The sequence below is a fragment of the Mycobacterium sp. 852014-52144_SCH5372336 genome (assembly GCF_001665615.1).
GTDB classification, from domain to species: Bacteria; Actinomycetota; Actinomycetes; order Mycobacteriales; family Mycobacteriaceae; genus Mycobacterium; species Mycobacterium neumannii_A.
The window spans coordinates 167,899-185,559 of the sequence record NZ_LZSW01000049.1; the positions used below are offsets into that span (position 1 = coordinate 167,899).

Below are 17,661 nucleotides of genomic sequence, written 5' to 3' on the forward strand. Positions count from 1 at the left end.
GATCCTAGGGAGGGGCGATGGCCGTGAAGTCGGGTGGCAGATCGGGACGCACGGTGGTGCCGTTGGCGCGACCCACCATGCGCGAGACGATCGCCCGCTTGGCCCCGGGAACGGCGCTGCGCGACGGCCTGGAGCGCATCCTGCGCGGCCGCACCGGCGCCCTGATCGTGATTGGCTACGACGAAAGCGTCGAGGCTATTTGCGACGGCGGCTTCTCCCTCGACGTCCGCTATGCACCGACTCGTTTGCGGGAGCTGTCGAAGATGGACGGCGCGGTGGTGCTGTCCAGCGACGGCGCCCACATCCTGCGGGCCAACGTGCAACTGGTGCCCGACCCGTCGATCCCGACCGAGGAATCCGGAACCCGGCACCGCTCCGCCGAGCGCACGGCGATCCAGACCGGCTATCCGGTGATCTCGGTGAGTCACTCGATGAGCATCGTGACCGTGTACGTCGCCGGTGAGCGGCACGTGGTCCCCGACTCGGCGACGATCCTGTCGCGCGCGAACCAGACGATCGACACCCTCGAGCGGTACAAGACGCGTCTCGACGAGGTCAGCAGGCAGCTCTCGACCGCCGAGATCGAAGACTTCGTCACGTTGCGCGACGTGATGACCGTGGTGCAGCGGCTCGAGATGGTGCGCCGCATCAGCCTCGAAATCGACTCGTACGTGGTCGAACTCGGCACAGACGGCCGCCAGCTCAAACTGCAGCTCGACGAGCTCGTCGGCGACAACGACACCGCCCGCGAGCTCATCGTGCGCGATTATCACGCCAACCCGGACCCTCCGTCGGCGGCGCAGGTGAGCGCCACCCTCGAGGAGCTCGACGGGCTCTCCGACAGTGAGCTCCTCGACTTCACGACGTTGGCAAGGGTTTTCGGTTACCCGTCCACGATCGAGGCGCAGGATTCGGCTATGAGCTCGCGCGGCTACCGCGCGATGGCCGGCATCCCCCGCCTGCAGTTCGCGCATGTCGACCTGCTGGTGCGCTCGTTCGGGTCGTTACAGGGCCTGCTGGCGGCCAGCGCTGGCGACCTCCAGTCGGTCGAGGGCATCGGCTCGATGTGGGCGCGCCACATCCGGGAGGGCCTGTCGCAGTTGGCCGAGTCGACGATCGCCGACCGGCTGGCCTGAATCCGCGCCGAACCTCAGTTGGGGACAGGTCCCGGCGGCGGGGCGACGCCCTGACCGTGCTCCGGCGACTGCGGCGCGGCGAGGATGAACGGCACCGTGGCCGACCGCAGATTGCCCAGCTGGACGACGAGGTTGTAGGTGCCCGGCCCGATGGGCTGACGCGGCAGCGGGCAGCCCGGAGCCGATCCCATGCCCGTCCAGGTGACCTCGGTGGTCACCTGCTCACCGGGCTGGAACGCCTTGACCAGCGTCTCGTTCGACGGCGCACAATCGAGGTTGGACCAGAGCCGGGCGTTGTCCAGCGAGTAGACGTAGGCGGCCAGCACCGCGGCGCCGACGTCACGCTTGCAGCCGACGAGCCCGATGTTGGTTACGACCATCGTGAACTTGGGCTGCTCACCGACGACGTATTGCGGTTGGTTGGTGATGCCCTTGACCGCCAGTGTCGAGTCGGGGCAGTCGTCGCCCTCGTTGAGGATCGGTGGCGGTGTGACGGCCGCGGTGGGTGTCGGGGTGGGCGGCGGTGCGTCCTGCGCCGGCGGCATCACCGGCGTCTTCACCTCGGGGTTCTCCCCCGGCAGCGGCGTCGTTTCGCCTGCCGCAGCGGGGGCGGACGCGTCGGCGCCCTTCGTCTCGGAGCCCCCGGTGTTCTTCACGACCACGACCACGATGGCCGCGATCACGCCGATCACGAGGACCGCTATGCCCAACGCCAGTGCCCTGCGACGCCAGTAAATCTGCGTCGGTAGCGGGCCATGCGGTTCCAGATCCAGCACAACCTCACGGTAAGGCCAGGTCACGCCTTATCGGTCGAGGTCGCTCGGCGTGTCGCCCTCAGCTTTCGCCGATGTCGCCGAGGTGGTCCCGCAACACCACCCGGCCGTCGGCGAGGTGATAGGTGACGCCGACGATCGCCAACTCGCCCGCGGCCACCTGTTCGGACACGGTCGTCGAGCGTGCCAGCAGTTGGGCACCGGTCTCGCTCACGTGACGAGCCTCGAACTCGTCGACGCGGGTCAGCCCGTCGCGACGACCCAACAGGATCGACGGCATCACGCGCTCGACGATGTCGCGGACATAACCGCCAGGCACCACGCCCTCGTCGAGCGCCCCCAGCGTCGCCTTCACCGCCCCGCAGCTGTCGTGGCCGAGCACGACGACCAGCGGCACGTCGAGCACCGCGACCGCATACTCGATGGAGCCCAGCACCGCCGAATCGATCACGTGCCCGGCCGTGCGCACCACGAACATGTCCCCGAGCCCCTGATCGAAGATCAGTTCGGCGGCCACCCGGCTGTCCCCGCAGCCGAACACGACAGCCGTGGGCTTTTGCGAGGTGGCCAGGCTGGCGCGGTGCTCGACGCCTTGGCTGGGATGCAGGGGCTTGCCGGCGACGAAGCGCTCGTTACCCTCTTTGAGTGCTTTCCACGCGGTCACTGGGCTGGTGTTGGGCATGACCGACATTGTGCCTCAGTTGGTCGATTGGTATGACCGCGAACAGCGAGATCTGCCGTGGCGGCGGCCGGGGATCACCCCCTGGCAGATCCTGGTCAGCGAATTCATGCTGCAGCAGACGCCGGTCTCCCGCGTCGAACCGGTCTGGCTCGCGTGGGTGCAGCGGTGGCCCACACCGTCGGCGACCGCGGCGGCAAGCGCCGCAGACATCCTGCGGGCGTGGGGCAAGCTCGGCTATCCGCGCCGCGCCAAGCGGTTACACGAATGCGCGACGGTGATCGCCGAGCAGTACGACGACGTCGTACCGTCGGACGTCGAGACGCTGCTGACGCTGCCGGGTGTCGGGGCCTACACCGCACGGGCCATCGCCTGCTTCGCATACCGCGACCGGGTACCGGTGGTCGACACCAACGTTCGGCGGGTGGTGACCCGGGTCGTCCACGGTCGAGCCGACGCGGCGTCGTCAACGCGCGACCTTGCCGATGTCGAGGCTCTTCTGCCCGAAACCGCTCTGGCGCCCAAGTTCTCGATCGCCTTGATGGAGTTGGGCGCGACGGTGTGTACCGCGCGGGCGCCCCGTTGCGGGCTGTGCCCGCTGAGTACGTGCGCGTGGCGGTCTCGGGGCTTCCCTGCGTCGCCTTCGCCGGCGCGGCGCGTTCAACGCTATGCGGGCACCGACCGGCAGGTCCGGGGCAGGCTGCTGGATGTCCTGCGGGACAACGCCTCTCCGGTCACCCGAGCGCAGCTGGACGTCGCGTGGCTGTCCGACACCGCACAACGCGACCGCGCGCTGGACTCGCTTCTGGTCGACGGCCTCGTCGAACAGACCGCCGACGGCCGCTTCGCACTCGCCGGTGAAGGCGGCTGAGCGCGACGGCGTGAGGTCAGGCCGAGGCCATTTCCGTATCGGTGTCGGGCTCGGGTTCACATGTGCTGCATGAGAACCGGCGGCGGTAGTCCGACGGTGTCACCCCGATGATCCTGCGGAAGTGGTGCCGCAACAGCGTCGCTGTCCCGAAACCGCTGCGCTCGGCGATCCGGTCGACGTCGAGATCGGTCTCCTCCAACAGGGTTCGCGCGTACAACACGCGTTGGTCGGTCACCCACTGCATCGGGGTACGTCCCGTCTCCTCCACGAACCGGCGGGCGAAAGTACGCGCCGACATGTGCGCGCGGGTGGCCAGGGTGGCGACCGTGTGCGGCTTGTCGAGGTTGCTCAGTATCCAATCCAGGTGCGGCGCAAAGCGTTCCGAACACCGCACGGGGATCGGCTGGTCGATGTACTGGCGTTGACCACCGTCTCGTTGTGGCGGCACCACCATGCGGCGCGCGATCTTGTTGGTGACCTCGCTGCCCAGCTCACGCCGGACCAGGTGCAGGCACGCGTCGATACCGGCCGCCGTGCCCGCGCTGGTGATCAGGTTTCCGTCGTCGACGAACAGCACGTTGCGGTCGACCTTGGCCGTCGGGTACCTGCGCGCGAGTTCGTCGGCGTGCATCCAGTGCGTCGTGCACTTCCTTCCGTCGAGGAGACCGGCGGCGCCTGCGACGAACGCTCCCGAACACACGGTGAGGATGATCGATCCCGACTCGGCGGCGGCCCGGACGGCGGCCAACGCCTCGGGCAGGTACTGGGACCCTCCGATCGCCGGGATGGCGACCAGGTCGGCGCCGATCAGGTCGTCCAGGCCGTGGTCGGGGGTCAGCGTCGCGCCGACCGAGGTGCGAAGCGGCTTGCCGGGAACCGGACCGCACACTTTGAAGTCGAAGTTGGGGACGCCGTCGCCGGAGCGGTCGATGCCGAAGACTTCGCAGATGACGCCGAACTCGAATATCGCCAGATCGTCCAGGACGAGCGTCGATACGCTCCTGATTGACATGGCAGCATTTTATCGCAAAGTGTCATTGCTGCCACTGTTGGCGGGATTTTGCCTGTCGAAGAATTACTGCCATGAGCACTTTACTGGCACTTCTGGTTCTCGTTTCTCCGGTCGCGGTCGCAGCCGCGTTCGCCTGGGCGGCCAGCCGCTCCGGGTACCTGCGGTTGCACCGCGACCAGTTCCGCATGGCCGCGCCGATGGCAGGCCGGGTGTTCGAAGACGACCGCGACCTGTTGCGTCTCGAGCGCGACATCGACGCGATCCGCACCCGTTTCGAGCGCCACCCCGTCTGGCCTTCCTCAGGTGCGCTCGGAGAGCGTCGCTAGAAACGACTCGACCGCCTGCCGATAGGCCTGCGGCGCATCGTCGTGGACGAGGTGACCGGCCTCGGGCACCCGCAGATACGTCGTGTGCGGGCCGGACTCCGCCATCTGGGCCATCTGTCCCGGCGGGGTGACCGAGTTACCCGCCTCGATCAACAATGCCGGCACGCGGACGCCCTGCCACTCGCGCCAGTAGTCGCGGGTGCTCCATTCGGCGGCGATATCGATCCAGACGTCCGTTCGGCCGTGCAAGCGCCATCCGCCCGGAATGCGATCGAACGCCTCGAGGAAATACTGGCCCGCCACCGGACCGAACTCGTCGTAAACCCTCTGGGCGGAATCGAATTCGACCGGTAACGCATGCAGCCACGGCTCCCAGGGCCCGGTGGTGCGGCCGCGGAAATCCGGTGCCATGTCCTCGACCACCAACGCCTCCACGAGATCGGGTCGCGTCGCGGCCAGGCACCACGAATGCAAACCGCCCATCGAGTGACCGATCATGACCGCCGGCTGGCCGATGCTCGCCACCGCGTCGCCGAGTTCGGCGACGAACCGTTCGGTGCTGATCGGCCCGACATCGTCGGCGTCGCGGCCGCGGTGCCAGGGCGCGTCGTAGGTGTAGACCTCACCCAGCCGGGTCAACCACGGCAACTGGCGCGACCACGTGCTGCCGCGCCCCATCAGCCCGTGCACCAGGACGAGCGGTCGCCCCCTGCCGCCGCGGTGGGTGAGCGGGGCGCGCGTACCGCCTGGTGACTGCATCCCGACATCATCGTGCCTCCGGGTGACCCCGATGCATTCGGTAGCCTGATGCGCATGGCAAGCCAGAATCCCGTCGTGAAGATCAACGCGATCGAGGTACCGCCCGATGCCGGTCCCGAACTGGAGAAGCGCTTCGCGCACCGGGCCCACGCCGTCGACAACCAGCCCGGCTTCCTCGGCTTTCAGCTGCTGCGCCCCATCAAGGGCGAGGACCGCTACTTCGTGGTGACGCAGTGGGAGTCCGAGGAGGCGTTCCAGGCCTGGGCGACGGGCCCGGCCATCGAAGCCCACAAGGGCCAGCAGGCCAACCCGGTGGCCACCGGTGCGTCTCTGCTCGAGTTCGAGGTCGTCCTCGACGTTGCGGGTGCTGACAAGTAAAGGCTCGCTCATCGCGTGCCGGGCGCTTGCGCTGACGGTCGCGGCCTCGTTGGTCGTCGCCGTCGGCGGCTGCGCGGAAGTCGGGCCTGCACCGGCCGACGCCGCGTACGGCACGCCCATCGAAATCAACACGCCCCAGGGGCTGCGGGCCAAGCAGACGCTGGACATGCTCAACTCCGACTGGCCGATCGGACCCGTGGGCGTGCGCACGATGGCGGAGCCCGAGAAGGTCGACGAGATCGTCGCCAAGCTCGACCGGATCTGGTGGGACCGGCCGTTCAAGGTGACCGACGTCGACATCCGGGCCGGACAAGCCGAGGTCGGAGTGGTGACGTCGTACGGCGTCGCCCAGGAGATCGACCTTCGCACCAACGACGCCGGCATGGTGGACCGGTTCGATGTGACGCTGCGCCCGCCGGAGATCGACGAATGGTCCGATATCGACACCGAGATTACGAAATCTGGGGCCCGCTACTCGTACCAGGTGTCGAAGGTCGTTGCCGACCAGTCGAAGTGCGATGTGGTGGCCGGGACCAACACCGAACTGTCGTTGCCGTTGGCATCGATCTTCAAGCTCTACGTGCTGCTCGCGGTCGCCGAGGCGGTCAAGGCGGGCACCCTGAAGTGGACCGACCCGCTGACCGTCACGAAGCGGGCCAAGGCGGTCGGCTCCGCGGGCCTGGAAGAACTCCCTCCCGGCTCCCGGGTGTCGGTGAGAACCGCTGCACAGCAGATGATATCGGCCAGCGACAACATGGCCACCGACCTTCTCATCGACCGTCTGGGGACCGGCGCTGTGGAGCGGGCACTGGTCCTGGCGCGCCATCACGACCCCGCCAGCATGACGCCGTTTCCGACCATGCACGAGATGTTCTCGGTCGGCTGGGGCCGGCCCGATCTGCGCGAGCAGTGGCGCCAAGCGGTCGAAAAGGGTAGCCCGCAAGTCCGGGCGCAACTGCTCCAGCAGACCAATTCCCGCCCGTACGAACCGGATCCGCAGCGCACGCATACCCCGGCGTCGAACTTCGGGGCGGAGTGGTACGGCAGCGCCGCCGACATCTGCCGTGTGCACATCGCGCTGCAGGCCGCCGCCGTGGGTGAGGCCGCGCCGGTGAAGGACATCCTGTCGGCGATACCCGGCATCGATCTCGACGGGTCCAAGTGGGGCTACATCGGCGCCAAGGGTGGAAACCTGCCCGGTGATCTGACGTTCAGCTGGTATGCCGTCGACCACACGGGGCAGCCGTGGGTGGTCAGCTTCCAGTTGAACTGGCCCCGCTACCGCAGCCCCACCGCCGCGGGGTGGTTGTTGTCGATCGTGCGTCAGACCTTCGACCTGGTGCCGATCGGCTGAACGGCGTTTCGACCGCTCAGACTGATCAGCGGTTCGACCGCAGCGTCCAGGCGTGCCCGCGAAAGTGCATCACCGTCCGGCTCACCGGGGCAATGTCTATGCGCCAGAACGACTTCGGCGGAGCGTCCAGCGCGATGAGGATCGCGGCACGGATCACCGCCGGATGTGTCACGGCCACGAGCCTGCTGCGACGGTCGGTCAACGAGTCCATCCAGTCGCGAACCCGGTCGACCAGCTCGACGACCGATTCGCCGCCGTGCGGCGCCCGGGTGGGGTCGGTCAACCAGATCGCCAGATCCGCCGGTCGCACCCCGCTCAGCACGTCGCCGCGCCACCGGCCGCAGTCCAGGTCCGCCAACCGCCCGTCCACCTCGGCCTGCAGGCCGAGCAGTTCGGCGGTCTGCCTGGTGCGCTTCTCGGGACCGCACAGAGCCGCGTCGACGACGCCGAGGTTGATCGACGCGTCGACCTGCCGATGGCCGGTCGGATTCAACGGCTCGTCGGTGGGGAATCGTCGGGCCGACATCGCATCGGTCAGCGCGTGCGATACGAGCGTCAGCCGGACGACCTCACTCACGCAGGGATGCTCTCCCGGCGGTTCTGTTCGAGCAGCCGCGCGGCCATCGCACCGAAGACCAATGCGATCGTCGTGTACATGACGATCTGGGTGCCCAACGAGTACAGCCGGAACTCATAGAGCACATCCGCCGGGAAGCCCTCGTAGACAATGTTTCCGGCGTCGTCGGTCAACGGTCCCGGTGTCTCGTTGATGCTCGGCAGCACCAGCATCACGACCGCCACCGCGACGATGTAGGACCCCGCAGCGGCCAGCGCCGCATTCCATGTCCCCAGGCGTTCGGCCAGCCGTCGGCCCAGATACACCGCGCCGACCAGAAGCGCCGCCGACAAAACCACCGTCAGCAGGTACAGCAGCGTGCGCTGGCGGATGGTCTCGTCCAGGCTCAGAGCAGGCGGGCTGGGGGGATACTTCAGGGCGGGAACGACGTACAGGCTCAACAGCATTCCGCCGGCCACATACACCGACAGCAGGCGTGCCGAGATATTGCCGATGCGGCCGTAGGCCACGGCGAAGATCACCGCGAAGATCGCGCCGATCGCCAGGCTGAACAGCAATACGCCCAGCCCCATACCGATGTTCATCTGAACGGCGCGCTCGAATCCGCCGCCCTCACCGTGGCTATGACCCGCGCCTTCGGCGTGTTCCAGCGCCTCGTGCGCGGCCCCGACACCGTCCTCATAGGCGATGGCCAGTTCGATCTGCGGTTCGACGAAGATGCGCGCGAAGACGAATGCGAGTACGCCGGCGACGGCACCTGCGAGCAGGCCACGCCAGATGATCTGCTTTTCCATGTTCGGTTACCTCGGCCCGTCAGTGGCAGGGGAAGCCGAGCAGGTGGCGAGCGTCGTGCACGAACTCGTGGATCGCGGTGTTGTCCGCACCGAACACCGACGTCGCGCCCTGGTCCAAGCCGATGAAGTAGAGCACCAACAGCGCCAGGAAGGTGGTTGCCGACAGCCACACGGCCGCTCCAGTGGCGGACAGGTCGAGTGCGGGTGCAACGCTTTTGCGGGCGTCGGGTGAGGTCATGTCGGTGTCCTTTCCGGGATTTTCGCGTCCCGAGTTCTAAGGTGACGGCGAGCGTCGGGTCTGACTTGACACAGTGGCGCGACCGTTCTGGATTCTCACCAGATTCCTTCGCCCGCCGATAACATCGCACATCCTAACCACTCGGTCCAGCGGTAGCGGGATCGGACGGAAAACGGGCGGCACCCGTGTGGGTACCGCCCGTTCTCTCTGCGTGATGCCGCTATTCGGCTGGGCCTGCAGCGCCTGCCGCACCGGCCTGGGCCAGGTCCGGCTCGGCCACCGGAGCCGGCCGCTTGGTGCCCTTGAACGTGAACACCGCGTCCTCTCCGGCGCTTTCGCCGTCCCAGTTGTCGACGTCGACCGTGATGAGCTGGCCGGGGCCGATCTCCTCGAACAAGATCTTCTCCGACAGCTGGTCCTCGATCTCGCGCTGGATGGTGCGCCGCAGCGGCCGCGCGCCGAGCACGGGATCGAACCCGCGCTTGGCCAGCAACTCCTTGGCCCGGTCCGTCAGCTCCATCGTCATGTCCTTGGCCTTCAGCTGGGTGGACACGCGGCCGATCATCAGGTCGACCATCTTGATGATCTCGTCGCGGGTCAGCTGGTGGAACACGATGATGTCGTCGATACGGTTGAGGAACTCCGGGCGGAAGTGCTTCTTCAGCTCGTCGTTGACCTTCTGCTTCATCCGCTCGTAGTTGTTGTCTCCGCCACCCTGGGAGAAGCCCAGCCCGACCGCCTTGGAGATGTCGGACGTGCCCAGGTTCGACGTGAAGATCAGCACGGTGTTCTTGAAGTCGACCGTGCGGCCCTGGCCGTCGGTCAGGCGGCCGTCCTCGAGGACCTGCAACAGGCTGTTGTAGATCTCCTGGTGGGCCTTCTCGATCTCGTCGAACAGCACGACCGAGAACGGCTTGCGCCGCACCTTCTCGGTGAGCTGGCCACCCTCCTCGTAGCCGACGTAGCCCGGAGGGGCGCCGAACAGCCGCGAGGCGGTGAACCGGTCGTGGAACTCGCCCATGTCGATCTGAATGAGCGCGTCGTCGTCGCCGAACAGGAAGTTGGCCAGCGCCTTGGACAGCTCCGTCTTACCGACGCCGGACGGGCCGGCGAAGATGAACGAACCGGACGGACGCTTCGGGTCCTTCAGGCCTGCACGGGTACGCCGGATCGCCTTGCTGACCGCCTTGACGGCGTCCTCCTGGCCGATGATCCGCTTGTGCAGCTCCTCCTCCATGCGCAGCAGCCGGGTGGTCTCCTCCTCGGTCAGCTTGAACACGGGGATGCCGGTCCAGTTGCCGAGTACCTCGGCGATCTGCTCGTCGTCGACCTCGGCGACAACGTCGAGATCACCTGAGCGCCACTGCTTCTCGCGCTCGGCACGCTGCGCGACGAGCTGCTTCTCCTTATCGCGCAGGCTGGCAGCCTTCTCGAAGTCCTGCGCGTCGATGGCAGACTCCTTCTCCCGGCGCGCGTCGGCGATCTTCTCGTCGAACTCGCGCAGGTCTGGCGGCGCGGTCATACGCCGGATCCGCATCCGGGCGCCGGCCTCGTCGATCAGGTCGATCGCCTTGTCCGGCAGGAACCGGTCGTTGATGTAGCGGTCGGCCAGGGTGGCCGCCGCGGCGATGGCGCCGTCGGTGATCGAGACGCGGTGGTGCGCCTCGTAGCGGTCGCGCAGACCCTTGAGGATCTCGATGGTGTGCGCGACGGTCGGCTCACCGACCTGCACCGGCTGGAAGCGACGCTCCAGCGCGGCGTCCTTCTCGATGTACTTGCGGTACTCGTCAAGCGTGGTGGCGCCGATGGTCTGCAGCTCGCCGCGGGCCAGCTTCGGCTTCAGGATCGAAGCGGCGTCGATGGCGCCCTCGGCCGCACCCGCACCGACCAGCGTGTGCAGCTCGTCGATGAACAGGATGATGTCGCCGCGGGTGTTGATCTCCTTGAGGACCTTCTTCAGGCGCTCTTCGAAGTCACCGCGGTAGCGGCTGCCCGCGACCAGCGAGCCGAGGTCCAGCGTGTAGAGCTGCTTGTCCTTCAGCGTCTCGGGCACGTCGCCGTGCACGATGGCCTGCGCCAGGCCCTCGACGACGGCGGTCTTGCCGACGCCGGGCTCGCCGATCAGCACCGGGTTGTTCTTGGTGCGACGGCTCAGCACCTGCATCACCCGCTCGATTTCCTTCTCGCGGCCGATGACGGGGTCGAGCTTGCCCTCCATCGCGGCCGCGGTCAGGTTGCGGCCGAACTGGTCGAGCACCAGCGAGGTGGACGGGTTGCCCGCCTCGCCGCCGCGTCCGCCGGTGCCGGCTTCCGCGGTCTCCTTGCCCTGGTAGCCCGAAAGCAGCTGGATGACCTGCTGACGCACCCGGGTGAGCTCGGCGCCCAGCTTCACGAGCACCTGGGCTGCGACGCCCTCGCCCTCACGGATGAGGCCGAGCAGGATGTGCTCGGTGCCGATGTAGTTATGGCCGAGTTGCAGCGCCTCGCGGAGGCTCAGCTCCAGCACCTTCTTGGCGCGCGGGGTGAACGGGATATGGCCCGACGGCGCCTGCTGGCCCTGGCCGATGATCTCTTCGACCTGGCTGCGCACGCCCTCGAGCGAGATGCCCAGCGACTCCAGCGACTTGGCCGCTACGCCCTCACCCTCGTGAATAAGTCCCAACAGGATGTGCTCGGTGCCGATGTAGTTGTGGTTGAGCATCCGGGCCTCTTCTTGAGCCAGGACGACGACCCTGCGGGCACGGTCGGTGAATCTCTCAAACATCGGTGGTTACCTGCTCTCCATCATTTGGTCGGTGCCACGCGCGCCCAACGGTCTCGAGTACGCACCACACCACCGTCCACTCTAGTGGGCAGTAGGGCGGCGCGTCCCGCCCGCCGGTCTGCTCTAAGCGGACACCCGGGGCATCGACGCGCACGGGATCGAATACCCGCCGCTATGGGAGAGCAACGCATCGGTGGGCCGATTCGTTTCCCAATCGAGCCCCGATGGCTTCGCGGCTAGCGAACAACCGACACGGCGCGCGTGAGGAGCGCCTCTACGTGGCGGCGTGGAAGGCGTCGATCACGTCGGCGGGAATGCGCCCACGCGTCGACACATTGTGTCCGTTACGCCGGGCCCACTCGCGGATCGCCGCGCTTTGCTCGCGATCGATCGCCGCCCGCCCGCGGCCCGACCCGGCGGCACGTCCGCGCCGACGGCCGCCGACCCGACGACCGGAATCGACCCACGGCTTCAGGGCGTCGCGCAGTTTTGCGGCATTCTTCGAAGAAAGGTCGATCTCATAGGTGACCCCGTCGAGGCCGAATTCAACAGTCTCGTCGGCCGCACCTTCGCCGTCGAAATCATCGACCAAGGTGACGGTAACTTTCTTCGCCATTTAAACACGCCCTTCTGCGCGATCACAGGACCGCAGTAAAGTATCGAACCCGGCACCAATGTGCCATATCTGTGTGCGCTATACAACAAAGATCATACGCCGCCGCGTTCAGTTGCCGTGGCGCCGAACAATCGGGAACAAAACCGTCTCTCTAATCGACAGTCCCGTCAGGGCCATCATCAATCTGTCGATACCCATTCCGGTGCCCGTCGACGGCGGCATGGCATACTCCAGGGCTGCCAGAAAATCCTCGTCAAGGACCATCGCCTCGTCGTCACCTGCGGCCGCCGCCCTCGCCTGGGCTTCGAACCTTTCGCGTTGGATTACGGGATCGATCAACTCCGAATAGCCGGTCGCCAGTTCGAAACGCCGGATATAGAGATCCCATTTCTCGGTGACGCCCTCAATACTGCGGTGCGGCCGCGTAAGGGGGGTCGTCTCGACGGGGAAATCACGGACGAACGTGGGCGCCCACAAGGTGTTCCCGACGGTGTGCTCCCACAGTTCCTCGACCAATTTCCCGTGACCGTAACCCCGGTCGCGAGGGATCTCGACTCCGAGACGATCGGCGATCGCCCATAACTTCTCGGCCGGTGTTTCCGGTGTGATCTCTTCGCCCAGAGCTTCAGACAGTGACGGATACATTTCGACGGACTGCCATTCGCCATCAAGATCATAGACAGTGCCATCGGGCAATGGCACCTCGCGTGTTCCGATCGCCTCGTCTGCGACTTCTTGAATAATCTCTCGGGTCACGACGGCGGAATCGTCGTAGGTCCCGTATGCCTGATATGTCTCGAGCATCGCGAATTCCGGAGAATGCGTGGAATCGGCGCCTTCGTTTCTGAACACCCGATTCAACTCGAAGACTCGCTCGAATCCACCTACCAGTGCGCGCTTGAGAAACAGTTCCGGAGCGATACGCAGATATAGGTCGGCATCGAGCGCATTGGAGTGCGTCACGAACGGCCGCGCCGCAGCGCCGCCCGCGAGTGTCTGCAGCATCGGAGTTTCGACTTCCAGGAATCCGCGCCGTTCCAGCGCCGTCCGCACCGCGCGCACCACCGCGACCCGCTGGCGAGCGACAGTCCTGGCCTCGGGACGCACGATGAGATCGACGTAGCGCTGCCGAACCCGGGCCTCTTCGCTCATCTCCTTGTGCGCCACCGGCAGCGGCCGAAGGGCCTTCGAAGCCATTTGCCACGAGTCGGCAAGGACCGAGAGTTCGCCGCGCCGGGAGCTGATCACCTCACCGCGCACGAAGACGATGTCGCCGAGGTCTACGTCGGCCTTCCACGCGTCCAGCGATTCCTGTCCTACCTTGTTGAGGCTGATCATCGCCTGCAGCTGGGTCCCGTCCCCCTCCTGCAGCGTGGCAAAGCACAGCTTTCCGGAGTTGCGGGCGAACATCACCCGTCCGGCCACACCCACGAGCTGGCCCGTCTCGTCGCCGGCGGCCAGATCGGGATAGGCCGCGCGGATCTCGGCTAGGGAATGGGTGCGCGCGATCTCCACCGGATACGGCTCGCGCCCCTCGGCGAGCAGCCGCTCACGCTTGGCCTGACGGATCCGGTACTGCTCCGGAAGGTCAGGCTCGGCTGTGGCGTCCGCGGCCGGTGTGGTGCGGGAGGGGTCGGGTTCGGTCACGTCGTGCCAGCCTAAATGAAGGTGCGCCGACGAGGAATTTCGGTGCGTCGACGCTGACCTGGCAACCGGTTGGCCACCGAAATCATCCTTCAGCGGGCCTGTTTGAGGCGGCCGCGCTGGTTGTCGCGGTTGCGCTCGAACACCAGACGCAAGCCGTCGAGGGTGAGGTGCTCGTCGTAATGCTGAACCGTGCGCATATCCGGCAGCAGAAGCGGCGCGGTGTGCCCGGTGGCGACCACCGCGATGTCGGTGCCCCCGAAGCCGTCGACGTCGTCTCGGATGCGCTGCACCAGGCCGTCGACCAGGCCGGCGAATCCGAACACCGCACCGGCCTGCATGCACTCGACGGTGTTCTTCCCGATGACCGAACGCGGTCGGGTCAGCTCGACGCGACGCAACGCCGCCGATCGCGCCGCGGCCGCGTCAGACGACACCTCGACACCGGGAGCGATCGCGCCGCCGAGGAACTCGCCCTTCGCCGAGACCACGTCGACGCAGATCGACGAGCCGAAGTCGACGACGATGGCCGCGGTGCCGTACTTGTGGTAGGCCGCCAGGCAGTTCACGATGCGGTCGGCGCCGACCTCCTTCGGGTTGTCCACCAGCAGCGGGATCCCCGTGCGGACACCGGGCTCGATCAACACATGCGGCACCGACGGCCAGTACTGGCGCAACATCTCGCGCAGTTCGTGCATCACCGACGGGACGGTCGACAGCCCGGCCGCCCCGGTCAGGCGTTCGGAGTCGTCGCCGATCAGCCCGTCGATGGTCAGGGCGAGTTCATCGGCGGTGACTTCCGATTCGGTGCGAATCCGCCACTGCTGCACGACTTTGGCGTGCTCTCCGGAACCCGACACCAAACCCACGACTGTGTGGGTGTTACGGACGTCGATGGCTAGTAACACGGTCTCACCGTGGCGATATCAACTCGGCCGCGTCGGCCGGTACGAAAGCCGGATCGTGACCGAGGTCGACCTGCTTGTTGTCGGCGTCGACGAACACGATCCGCGGTTGGTACGCCCTGGCTTCGGCATCCTCCATGGTGCCGTAGGCGATCAGGATAACCAGATCCCCGGGATGCACGAGATGCGCTGCCGCACCGTTGATCCCGATCACGCCGCTGCCACGCTCACCGGTGATGGCATACGTCACCAGCCGGGCGCCGTTGTCGATGTCGACGATCGTCACCTGCTCCCCCTCGAGCAGGTCGGCGGCCTCCATGAGGTCGGCGTCGATGGTCACCGATCCGACGTAGTGCAGGTCGGCCTTCGTGACCGTCGCGCGGTGGATCTTCGATTTCAGCATTGTCCGTAACATCAGTTCCTCCAAGGAAGTTCGTGCTCGTCAAACGCGACGTCCGGGCCAGGCCCCGACGGCACCCCGATATCTATGGCGATGTTGTCCAGCAGCCTCGTGGGCCCCAGGCGGCCGGCCACCAACATGCGCGCCGCCCCGACCTCCGGTGCGGGCCCGAGCATCGGGTCGCGCACGTCGAGATAATCGACCTCGATGGCCGGCACCGAGTCGAGCACCGCGCGTGCGGCGTCCAACGCTGCCGCGGTCCCCTCCCCCGCGGCGTACATCCCGGCCAGCAGCGCGGCCGACAGCGCGCCCGCATGTTCGCGCTGCTCGGGGTCCAGATACCGGTTGCGCGACGACATCGCCAGCCCGTCGGCCTCCCGCACGATCGGCACACCGACGATCCTGGTGTCGACGTTGAGGTCGGCGACCATCTGCCGGATCAGCGCCAACTGCTGGTAGTCCTTCTCCCCGAAGAACGCGTGGTCGGGACGGACAATGTTGAGCAGCTTGAGCACCACCGTCAGCACACCCGCGAAATGCGTTGGCCGAGAAGCACCTTCGAGATCGGCACCGAGCGGCCCGGGATGGACCGACGTGCGGGTGCCGTCGGGGTACATGTCGGCGACGGTCGGCGTGAACGCGATCTCGACGCCTTCCTCGCCCAGGGCGGCGAGGTCGTCGTCGAGCGTGCGCGGATACGCCTCGAGGTCCTCACCCGCCCCGAACTGCAGCGGGTTGACGAAGACCGACACCACCACGACGGCGCCCTGGACACGCTTGGCGGAGCGGATGAGCATGCGGTGACCCTCGTGCAGAGCGCCCATCGTCGGGACCAGCATCACGCGCCGACCGGTGGCACGCAACGCCCTGGTGACCGCCGCGACGTCACCGGGTTTCGAGTAGACGTTCAGTTCGCCCGCCGTGAACTGCGGTTTGCGGACGGTCATCGGCCCGTCTCCGTCCGTCGCGAGCTCCCGCCGCGGTCCGGATCGGCGGCGAGCACGGCGACCACCTGGTCTGGGGCGTGCGCACGCTGGGCGGTGCGCAATGAGTTCGCCCGATATGCCTGCGCCAATTCGGGATTCACCTCCGTAAGGGCTTCCAGATGACGCGCCACAGCGGCGGCGTCCCCGCGTGCCACCGGGCCGGTCAATGCCGCCTGCCCGCGTTGCAGCGCGTTCTCCAAAGACGCGCGCGCCAGCGGGCCGACGACCCGCTCGGGCAGACCGCCCGGCGCATCGCCGACCAGTTCCTGGCCGAGCAGCTCCTGGCCCCACAGTGCCGACCGCAAGCCCTCGACCGCGTCGAGCAGCACCGTCACCAGGTGATTGCTGGCATGCGCCAGTGCCGCGTGATAGAGCGTGCGTGCGTCCTCGCGGACCCGGAACGGCTCCCCGCCGATCTCGAGCACAAGCGATTGGGCGATCGCGTATCCGACCTCATCGGCAGCCGTGACCCCGAAGCAGGTGTCGGCCAAGCGGTCGATGTCCTCGTCGGTGCCGGTGAAGGTCATCGCCGGATGGATCGCCAACGGTATGCAGCCCTGCGACGTCAGCGGCGCCAGCACGGCGATTCCGTTCGCACCGGAGGTGTGCGCGACGATCGTGCCCGACCGCACCGACCCGGTCGCGGCCAGACCGGACACCAACTTCTCGAGCTCGGCGTCGGGCACCGCGAGGATCAGCAGTTCGGAACGGCTGGCCACCTCGTCGACCGGAAGCACCGCGGTGTCGGGCAGCCGGCGCTGGGCGCGGTCGCGCGACGCACGCGAAACCCCGCTGCACGCCACCACGACGTGCTCGGCGCGCTCGAGGGCGACACCCAGCGCGGAACCGACACGACCTGCCGAAACGATGCCGACAGTGAGCCGCGCCGGGCGGAATCCGCCAGGTGGGGTCCCCATGGCGACCATGAAGTCGACCTCGCTGCGAGTTGATGGGTGTACGTTCCAGTCCCGCGGTGCGGGTACCGGACGGTCGCTACGAGATTAACTCACTCCTCGCGGCGTCTGCGACGCCCGCCCGGTGTGGGGCTCGCCTGCAGCCGGGCCAACAGTTCGGCGACGGACTGTCCGGCGGTGTCGGGGTCGTCGGCGTTGCGGTGCCGCCGCCCGGTGGGAGCCGGTGATTCCGGGGAGGGTTCCGGCGGTTCTGGGGGCACGGTCTGCTGCGCGGGGCGCCCCGGATCGCCGCTGGCCGGCGGCGCCGAATGTCTGCCTCGTGGCGGTTCGGGCGGCGGTGTCGAGAGGTCGGGCTCAGCGACCGGGCCGACCAGATCGTCCTCGGGTTCTGGGGCCCGGCGCCTGCCGACGTACTCGGTCGTCGATCCGTTGCCGCGCGACACCCAGTTGCTGCCCGGGGCACCCGGCGGAATCCAGCGCCCGTCGGCGGGTGCGGGCTGCCACTCGCTCGTCGGCCTGTCTCTTATACACATCT

At 67.3% G+C, this 17,661-nt stretch carries 19 protein-coding genes and 1 pseudogene; 5 read left to right on the forward strand and 15 right to left on the reverse strand.

What is annotated here, in order from left to right; all coding sequences use genetic code 11:
- Positions 1–17 precede the first annotated feature (17 nt).
- Positions 18–1,136 carry a DNA integrity scanning diadenylate cyclase DisA gene (gene disA, locus A5759_RS15525; protein ID WP_066841215.1) on the forward strand — a complete coding sequence of 373 codons (1,119 nt, stop codon included), beginning with the start codon at positions 18–20 and terminating at the stop codon, positions 1,134–1,136.
- Between the two features lie 14 nt (positions 1,137–1,150).
- Here disA and A5759_RS15530 read toward each other — a convergent pair whose 3' ends face one another.
- Together A5759_RS15530 and A5759_RS15535 are read right to left on the reverse strand one after the other, a co-directional pair.
- Positions 1,151–1,912 carry a hypothetical protein gene (locus A5759_RS15530; protein WP_068199177.1) on the reverse strand — a complete coding sequence of 254 codons (762 nt, stop codon included), beginning with the start codon at positions 1,910–1,912 and terminating at the stop codon, positions 1,151–1,153.
- 58 nt (positions 1,913–1,970) lie between these two features.
- A complete protein-coding gene (locus A5759_RS15535) occupies positions 1,971–2,591 on the reverse strand; it encodes a carbonic anhydrase (RefSeq protein ID WP_068199178.1) in 621 nt (206 codons plus the stop codon).
- Here A5759_RS15535 and A5759_RS15540 point away from each other — a divergent pair.
- The gene (locus tag A5759_RS15540) at positions 2,590–3,459 is read left to right on the forward strand and encodes an A/G-specific adenine glycosylase (protein ID WP_068199180.1); all 870 of its coding nucleotides are present in this window, start codon (positions 2,590–2,592) and stop codon (positions 3,457–3,459) included. The two genes, A5759_RS15535 and A5759_RS15540, sit on opposite strands and share 2 nt — an antisense overlap.
- 16 nt (positions 3,460–3,475) lie before the next feature.
- Here the strand turns inward: A5759_RS15540 and A5759_RS15545 are convergent, their stop codons facing one another.
- Positions 3,476–4,471: a GlxA family transcriptional regulator gene (locus A5759_RS15545; RefSeq protein WP_068199183.1), complete on the reverse strand. Its 996-nt coding sequence runs from the start codon at positions 4,469–4,471 to the stop codon at positions 3,476–3,478.
- Positions 4,472–4,542: 71 nt separating this feature from the next.
- On the opposite strand from A5759_RS15545, the gene A5759_RS15550 reads away from it, so the two are divergent.
- Positions 4,543–4,797, forward strand: a complete 255-nt coding sequence (locus A5759_RS15550) for a hypothetical protein (protein WP_066841223.1) — start codon at positions 4,543–4,545, stop codon at positions 4,795–4,797.
- Here A5759_RS15550 and A5759_RS15555 read toward each other — a convergent pair.
- Entirely contained in the window at positions 4,771–5,556 is a 786-nt protein-coding gene (locus A5759_RS15555; protein ID WP_068199256.1) for an alpha/beta fold hydrolase, read from the reverse strand. The two genes, A5759_RS15550 and A5759_RS15555, sit on opposite strands and share 27 nt — an antisense overlap.
- 54 nt (positions 5,557–5,610) lie before the next feature.
- On the opposite strand from A5759_RS15555, the gene mhuD reads away from it, so the two are divergent.
- Together mhuD and A5759_RS15565 are read left to right on the forward strand one after the other, a co-directional pair.
- Positions 5,611–5,934, forward strand: coding sequence for a mycobilin-forming heme oxygenase MhuD (gene mhuD / locus A5759_RS15560; RefSeq protein WP_064399378.1), 324 nt, complete (start codon positions 5,611–5,613; stop codon positions 5,932–5,934).
- Entirely contained in the window at positions 5,915–7,288 is a 1,374-nt protein-coding gene (locus A5759_RS15565; RefSeq protein WP_369816208.1) for a serine hydrolase, read from the forward strand. Before mhuD ends, A5759_RS15565 begins: the two co-directional genes overlap by 20 nt.
- 25 nt (positions 7,289–7,313) lie before the next feature.
- On the opposite strand, the gene A5759_RS15570 is transcribed toward A5759_RS15565, so the two are convergent.
- From A5759_RS15570 to A5759_RS26130, 11 genes and pseudogenes are all read right to left on the reverse strand, one after another.
- Complete coding sequence (locus A5759_RS15570; RefSeq protein ID WP_068199184.1) at positions 7,314–7,865, reverse strand: histidine phosphatase family protein; 552 nt, start codon at positions 7,863–7,865, stop codon at positions 7,314–7,316.
- On the reverse strand, positions 7,862–8,659 hold the full coding sequence (locus A5759_RS15575; protein ID WP_068199187.1) for a CbtA family protein: 798 nt from the start codon (positions 8,657–8,659) through the stop codon (positions 7,862–7,864). The genes A5759_RS15570 and A5759_RS15575 overlap by 4 nt, the downstream gene beginning before the upstream one ends.
- A gap of 19 nt (positions 8,660–8,678) precedes the next feature.
- Positions 8,679–8,897, reverse strand: a complete 219-nt coding sequence (locus A5759_RS15580; RefSeq protein WP_066841229.1) for a CbtB-domain containing protein — start codon at positions 8,895–8,897, stop codon at positions 8,679–8,681.
- A 220-nt stretch (positions 8,898–9,117) separates the two neighbouring features.
- The gene (gene clpC1, locus A5759_RS15585) at positions 9,118–11,661 is read right to left on the reverse strand and encodes an ATP-dependent protease ATP-binding subunit ClpC (RefSeq protein ID WP_066810204.1); all 2,544 of its coding nucleotides are present in this window, start codon (positions 11,659–11,661) and stop codon (positions 9,118–9,120) included.
- Between the two features lie 274 nt (positions 11,662–11,935).
- Positions 11,936–12,277 carry a histone-like nucleoid-structuring protein Lsr2 gene (lsr2, locus tag A5759_RS15590; protein ID WP_064347878.1) on the reverse strand — a complete coding sequence of 114 codons (342 nt, stop codon included), beginning with the start codon at positions 12,275–12,277 and terminating at the stop codon, positions 11,936–11,938.
- A 108-nt stretch (positions 12,278–12,385) separates the two neighbouring features.
- Positions 12,386–13,924, reverse strand: coding sequence for a lysine--tRNA ligase (lysS, locus tag A5759_RS15595; RefSeq protein WP_068199189.1), 1,539 nt, complete (start codon positions 13,922–13,924; stop codon positions 12,386–12,388).
- Positions 13,925–14,013: 89 nt separating this feature from the next.
- On the reverse strand, positions 14,014–14,829 hold the full coding sequence (locus A5759_RS15600) for a type III pantothenate kinase (protein WP_064399286.1): 816 nt from the start codon (positions 14,827–14,829) through the stop codon (positions 14,014–14,016).
- A gap of 4 nt (positions 14,830–14,833) precedes the next feature.
- Positions 14,834–15,241 (reverse strand): aspartate 1-decarboxylase, encoded by a 408-nt coding sequence (panD, locus tag A5759_RS15605; RefSeq protein WP_066841234.1) that lies wholly within the window; start codon positions 15,239–15,241, stop codon positions 14,834–14,836.
- Positions 15,241–16,173: a pantoate--beta-alanine ligase gene (gene panC / locus A5759_RS15610; protein ID WP_068199190.1), complete on the reverse strand. Its 933-nt coding sequence runs from the start codon at positions 16,171–16,173 to the stop codon at positions 15,241–15,243. Before panC ends, panD begins: the two co-directional genes overlap by 1 nt.
- Complete coding sequence (locus tag A5759_RS15615; RefSeq protein ID WP_068199258.1) at positions 16,170–17,129, reverse strand: Rossmann-like and DUF2520 domain-containing protein; 960 nt, start codon at positions 17,127–17,129, stop codon at positions 16,170–16,172. The genes panC and A5759_RS15615 overlap by 4 nt, the downstream gene beginning before the upstream one ends.
- A gap of 89 nt (positions 17,130–17,218) precedes the next feature.
- Positions 17,219–17,661: pseudogene (locus A5759_RS26130) on the reverse strand (hypothetical protein); the annotation flags it as partial.

What these genes read in the sequence shown, in the direction of transcription:
- disA (WP_066841215.1), top strand. Translation starts at nt 18, where the DNA reads ATGGCCGTGAAGTCGGGTGGCAGATCGGGACGCACGGTGGTGCCGTTG.
- A5759_RS15540 (WP_068199180.1), top strand. Translation starts at nt 2,590, where the DNA reads ATGACCGACATTGTGCCTCAGTTGGTCGATTGGTATGACCGCGAACAG.
- A5759_RS15535 (WP_068199178.1), bottom strand. Translation starts at nt 2,591, where the DNA reads ATGCCCAACACCAGCCCAGTGACCGCGTGGAAAGCACTCAAAGAGGGT.
- A5759_RS15545 (WP_068199183.1), bottom strand. Translation starts at nt 4,471, where the DNA reads ATGTCAATCAGGAGCGTATCGACGCTCGTCCTGGACGATCTGGCGATA.
- A5759_RS15550 (WP_066841223.1), top strand. Translation starts at nt 4,543, where the DNA reads ATGAGCACTTTACTGGCACTTCTGGTTCTCGTTTCTCCGGTCGCGGTC.
- A5759_RS15555 (WP_068199256.1), bottom strand. Translation starts at nt 5,556, where the DNA reads ATGCAGTCACCAGGCGGTACGCGCGCCCCGCTCACCCACCGCGGCGGC.
- mhuD (WP_064399378.1), top strand. Translation starts at nt 5,611, where the DNA reads ATGGCAAGCCAGAATCCCGTCGTGAAGATCAACGCGATCGAGGTACCG.
- A5759_RS15575 (WP_068199187.1), bottom strand. Translation starts at nt 8,659, where the DNA reads ATGGAAAAGCAGATCATCTGGCGTGGCCTGCTCGCAGGTGCCGTCGCC.
- A5759_RS15580 (WP_066841229.1), bottom strand. Translation starts at nt 8,897, where the DNA reads ATGACCTCACCCGACGCCCGCAAAAGCGTTGCACCCGCACTCGACCTG.
- clpC1 (WP_066810204.1), bottom strand. Translation starts at nt 11,661, where the DNA reads ATGTTTGAGAGATTCACCGACCGTGCCCGCAGGGTCGTCGTCCTGGCT.
- lsr2 (WP_064347878.1), bottom strand. Translation starts at nt 12,277, where the DNA reads ATGGCGAAGAAAGTTACCGTCACCTTGGTCGATGATTTCGACGGCGAA.
- panD (WP_066841234.1), bottom strand. Translation starts at nt 15,241, where the DNA reads ATGTTACGGACAATGCTGAAATCGAAGATCCACCGCGCGACGGTCACG.
- panC (WP_068199190.1), bottom strand. Translation starts at nt 16,173, where the DNA reads ATGACCGTCCGCAAACCGCAGTTCACGGCGGGCGAACTGAACGTCTAC.
- A5759_RS15615 (WP_068199258.1), bottom strand. Translation starts at nt 17,129, where the DNA reads ATGGGGACCCCACCTGGCGGATTCCGCCCGGCGCGGCTCACTGTCGGC.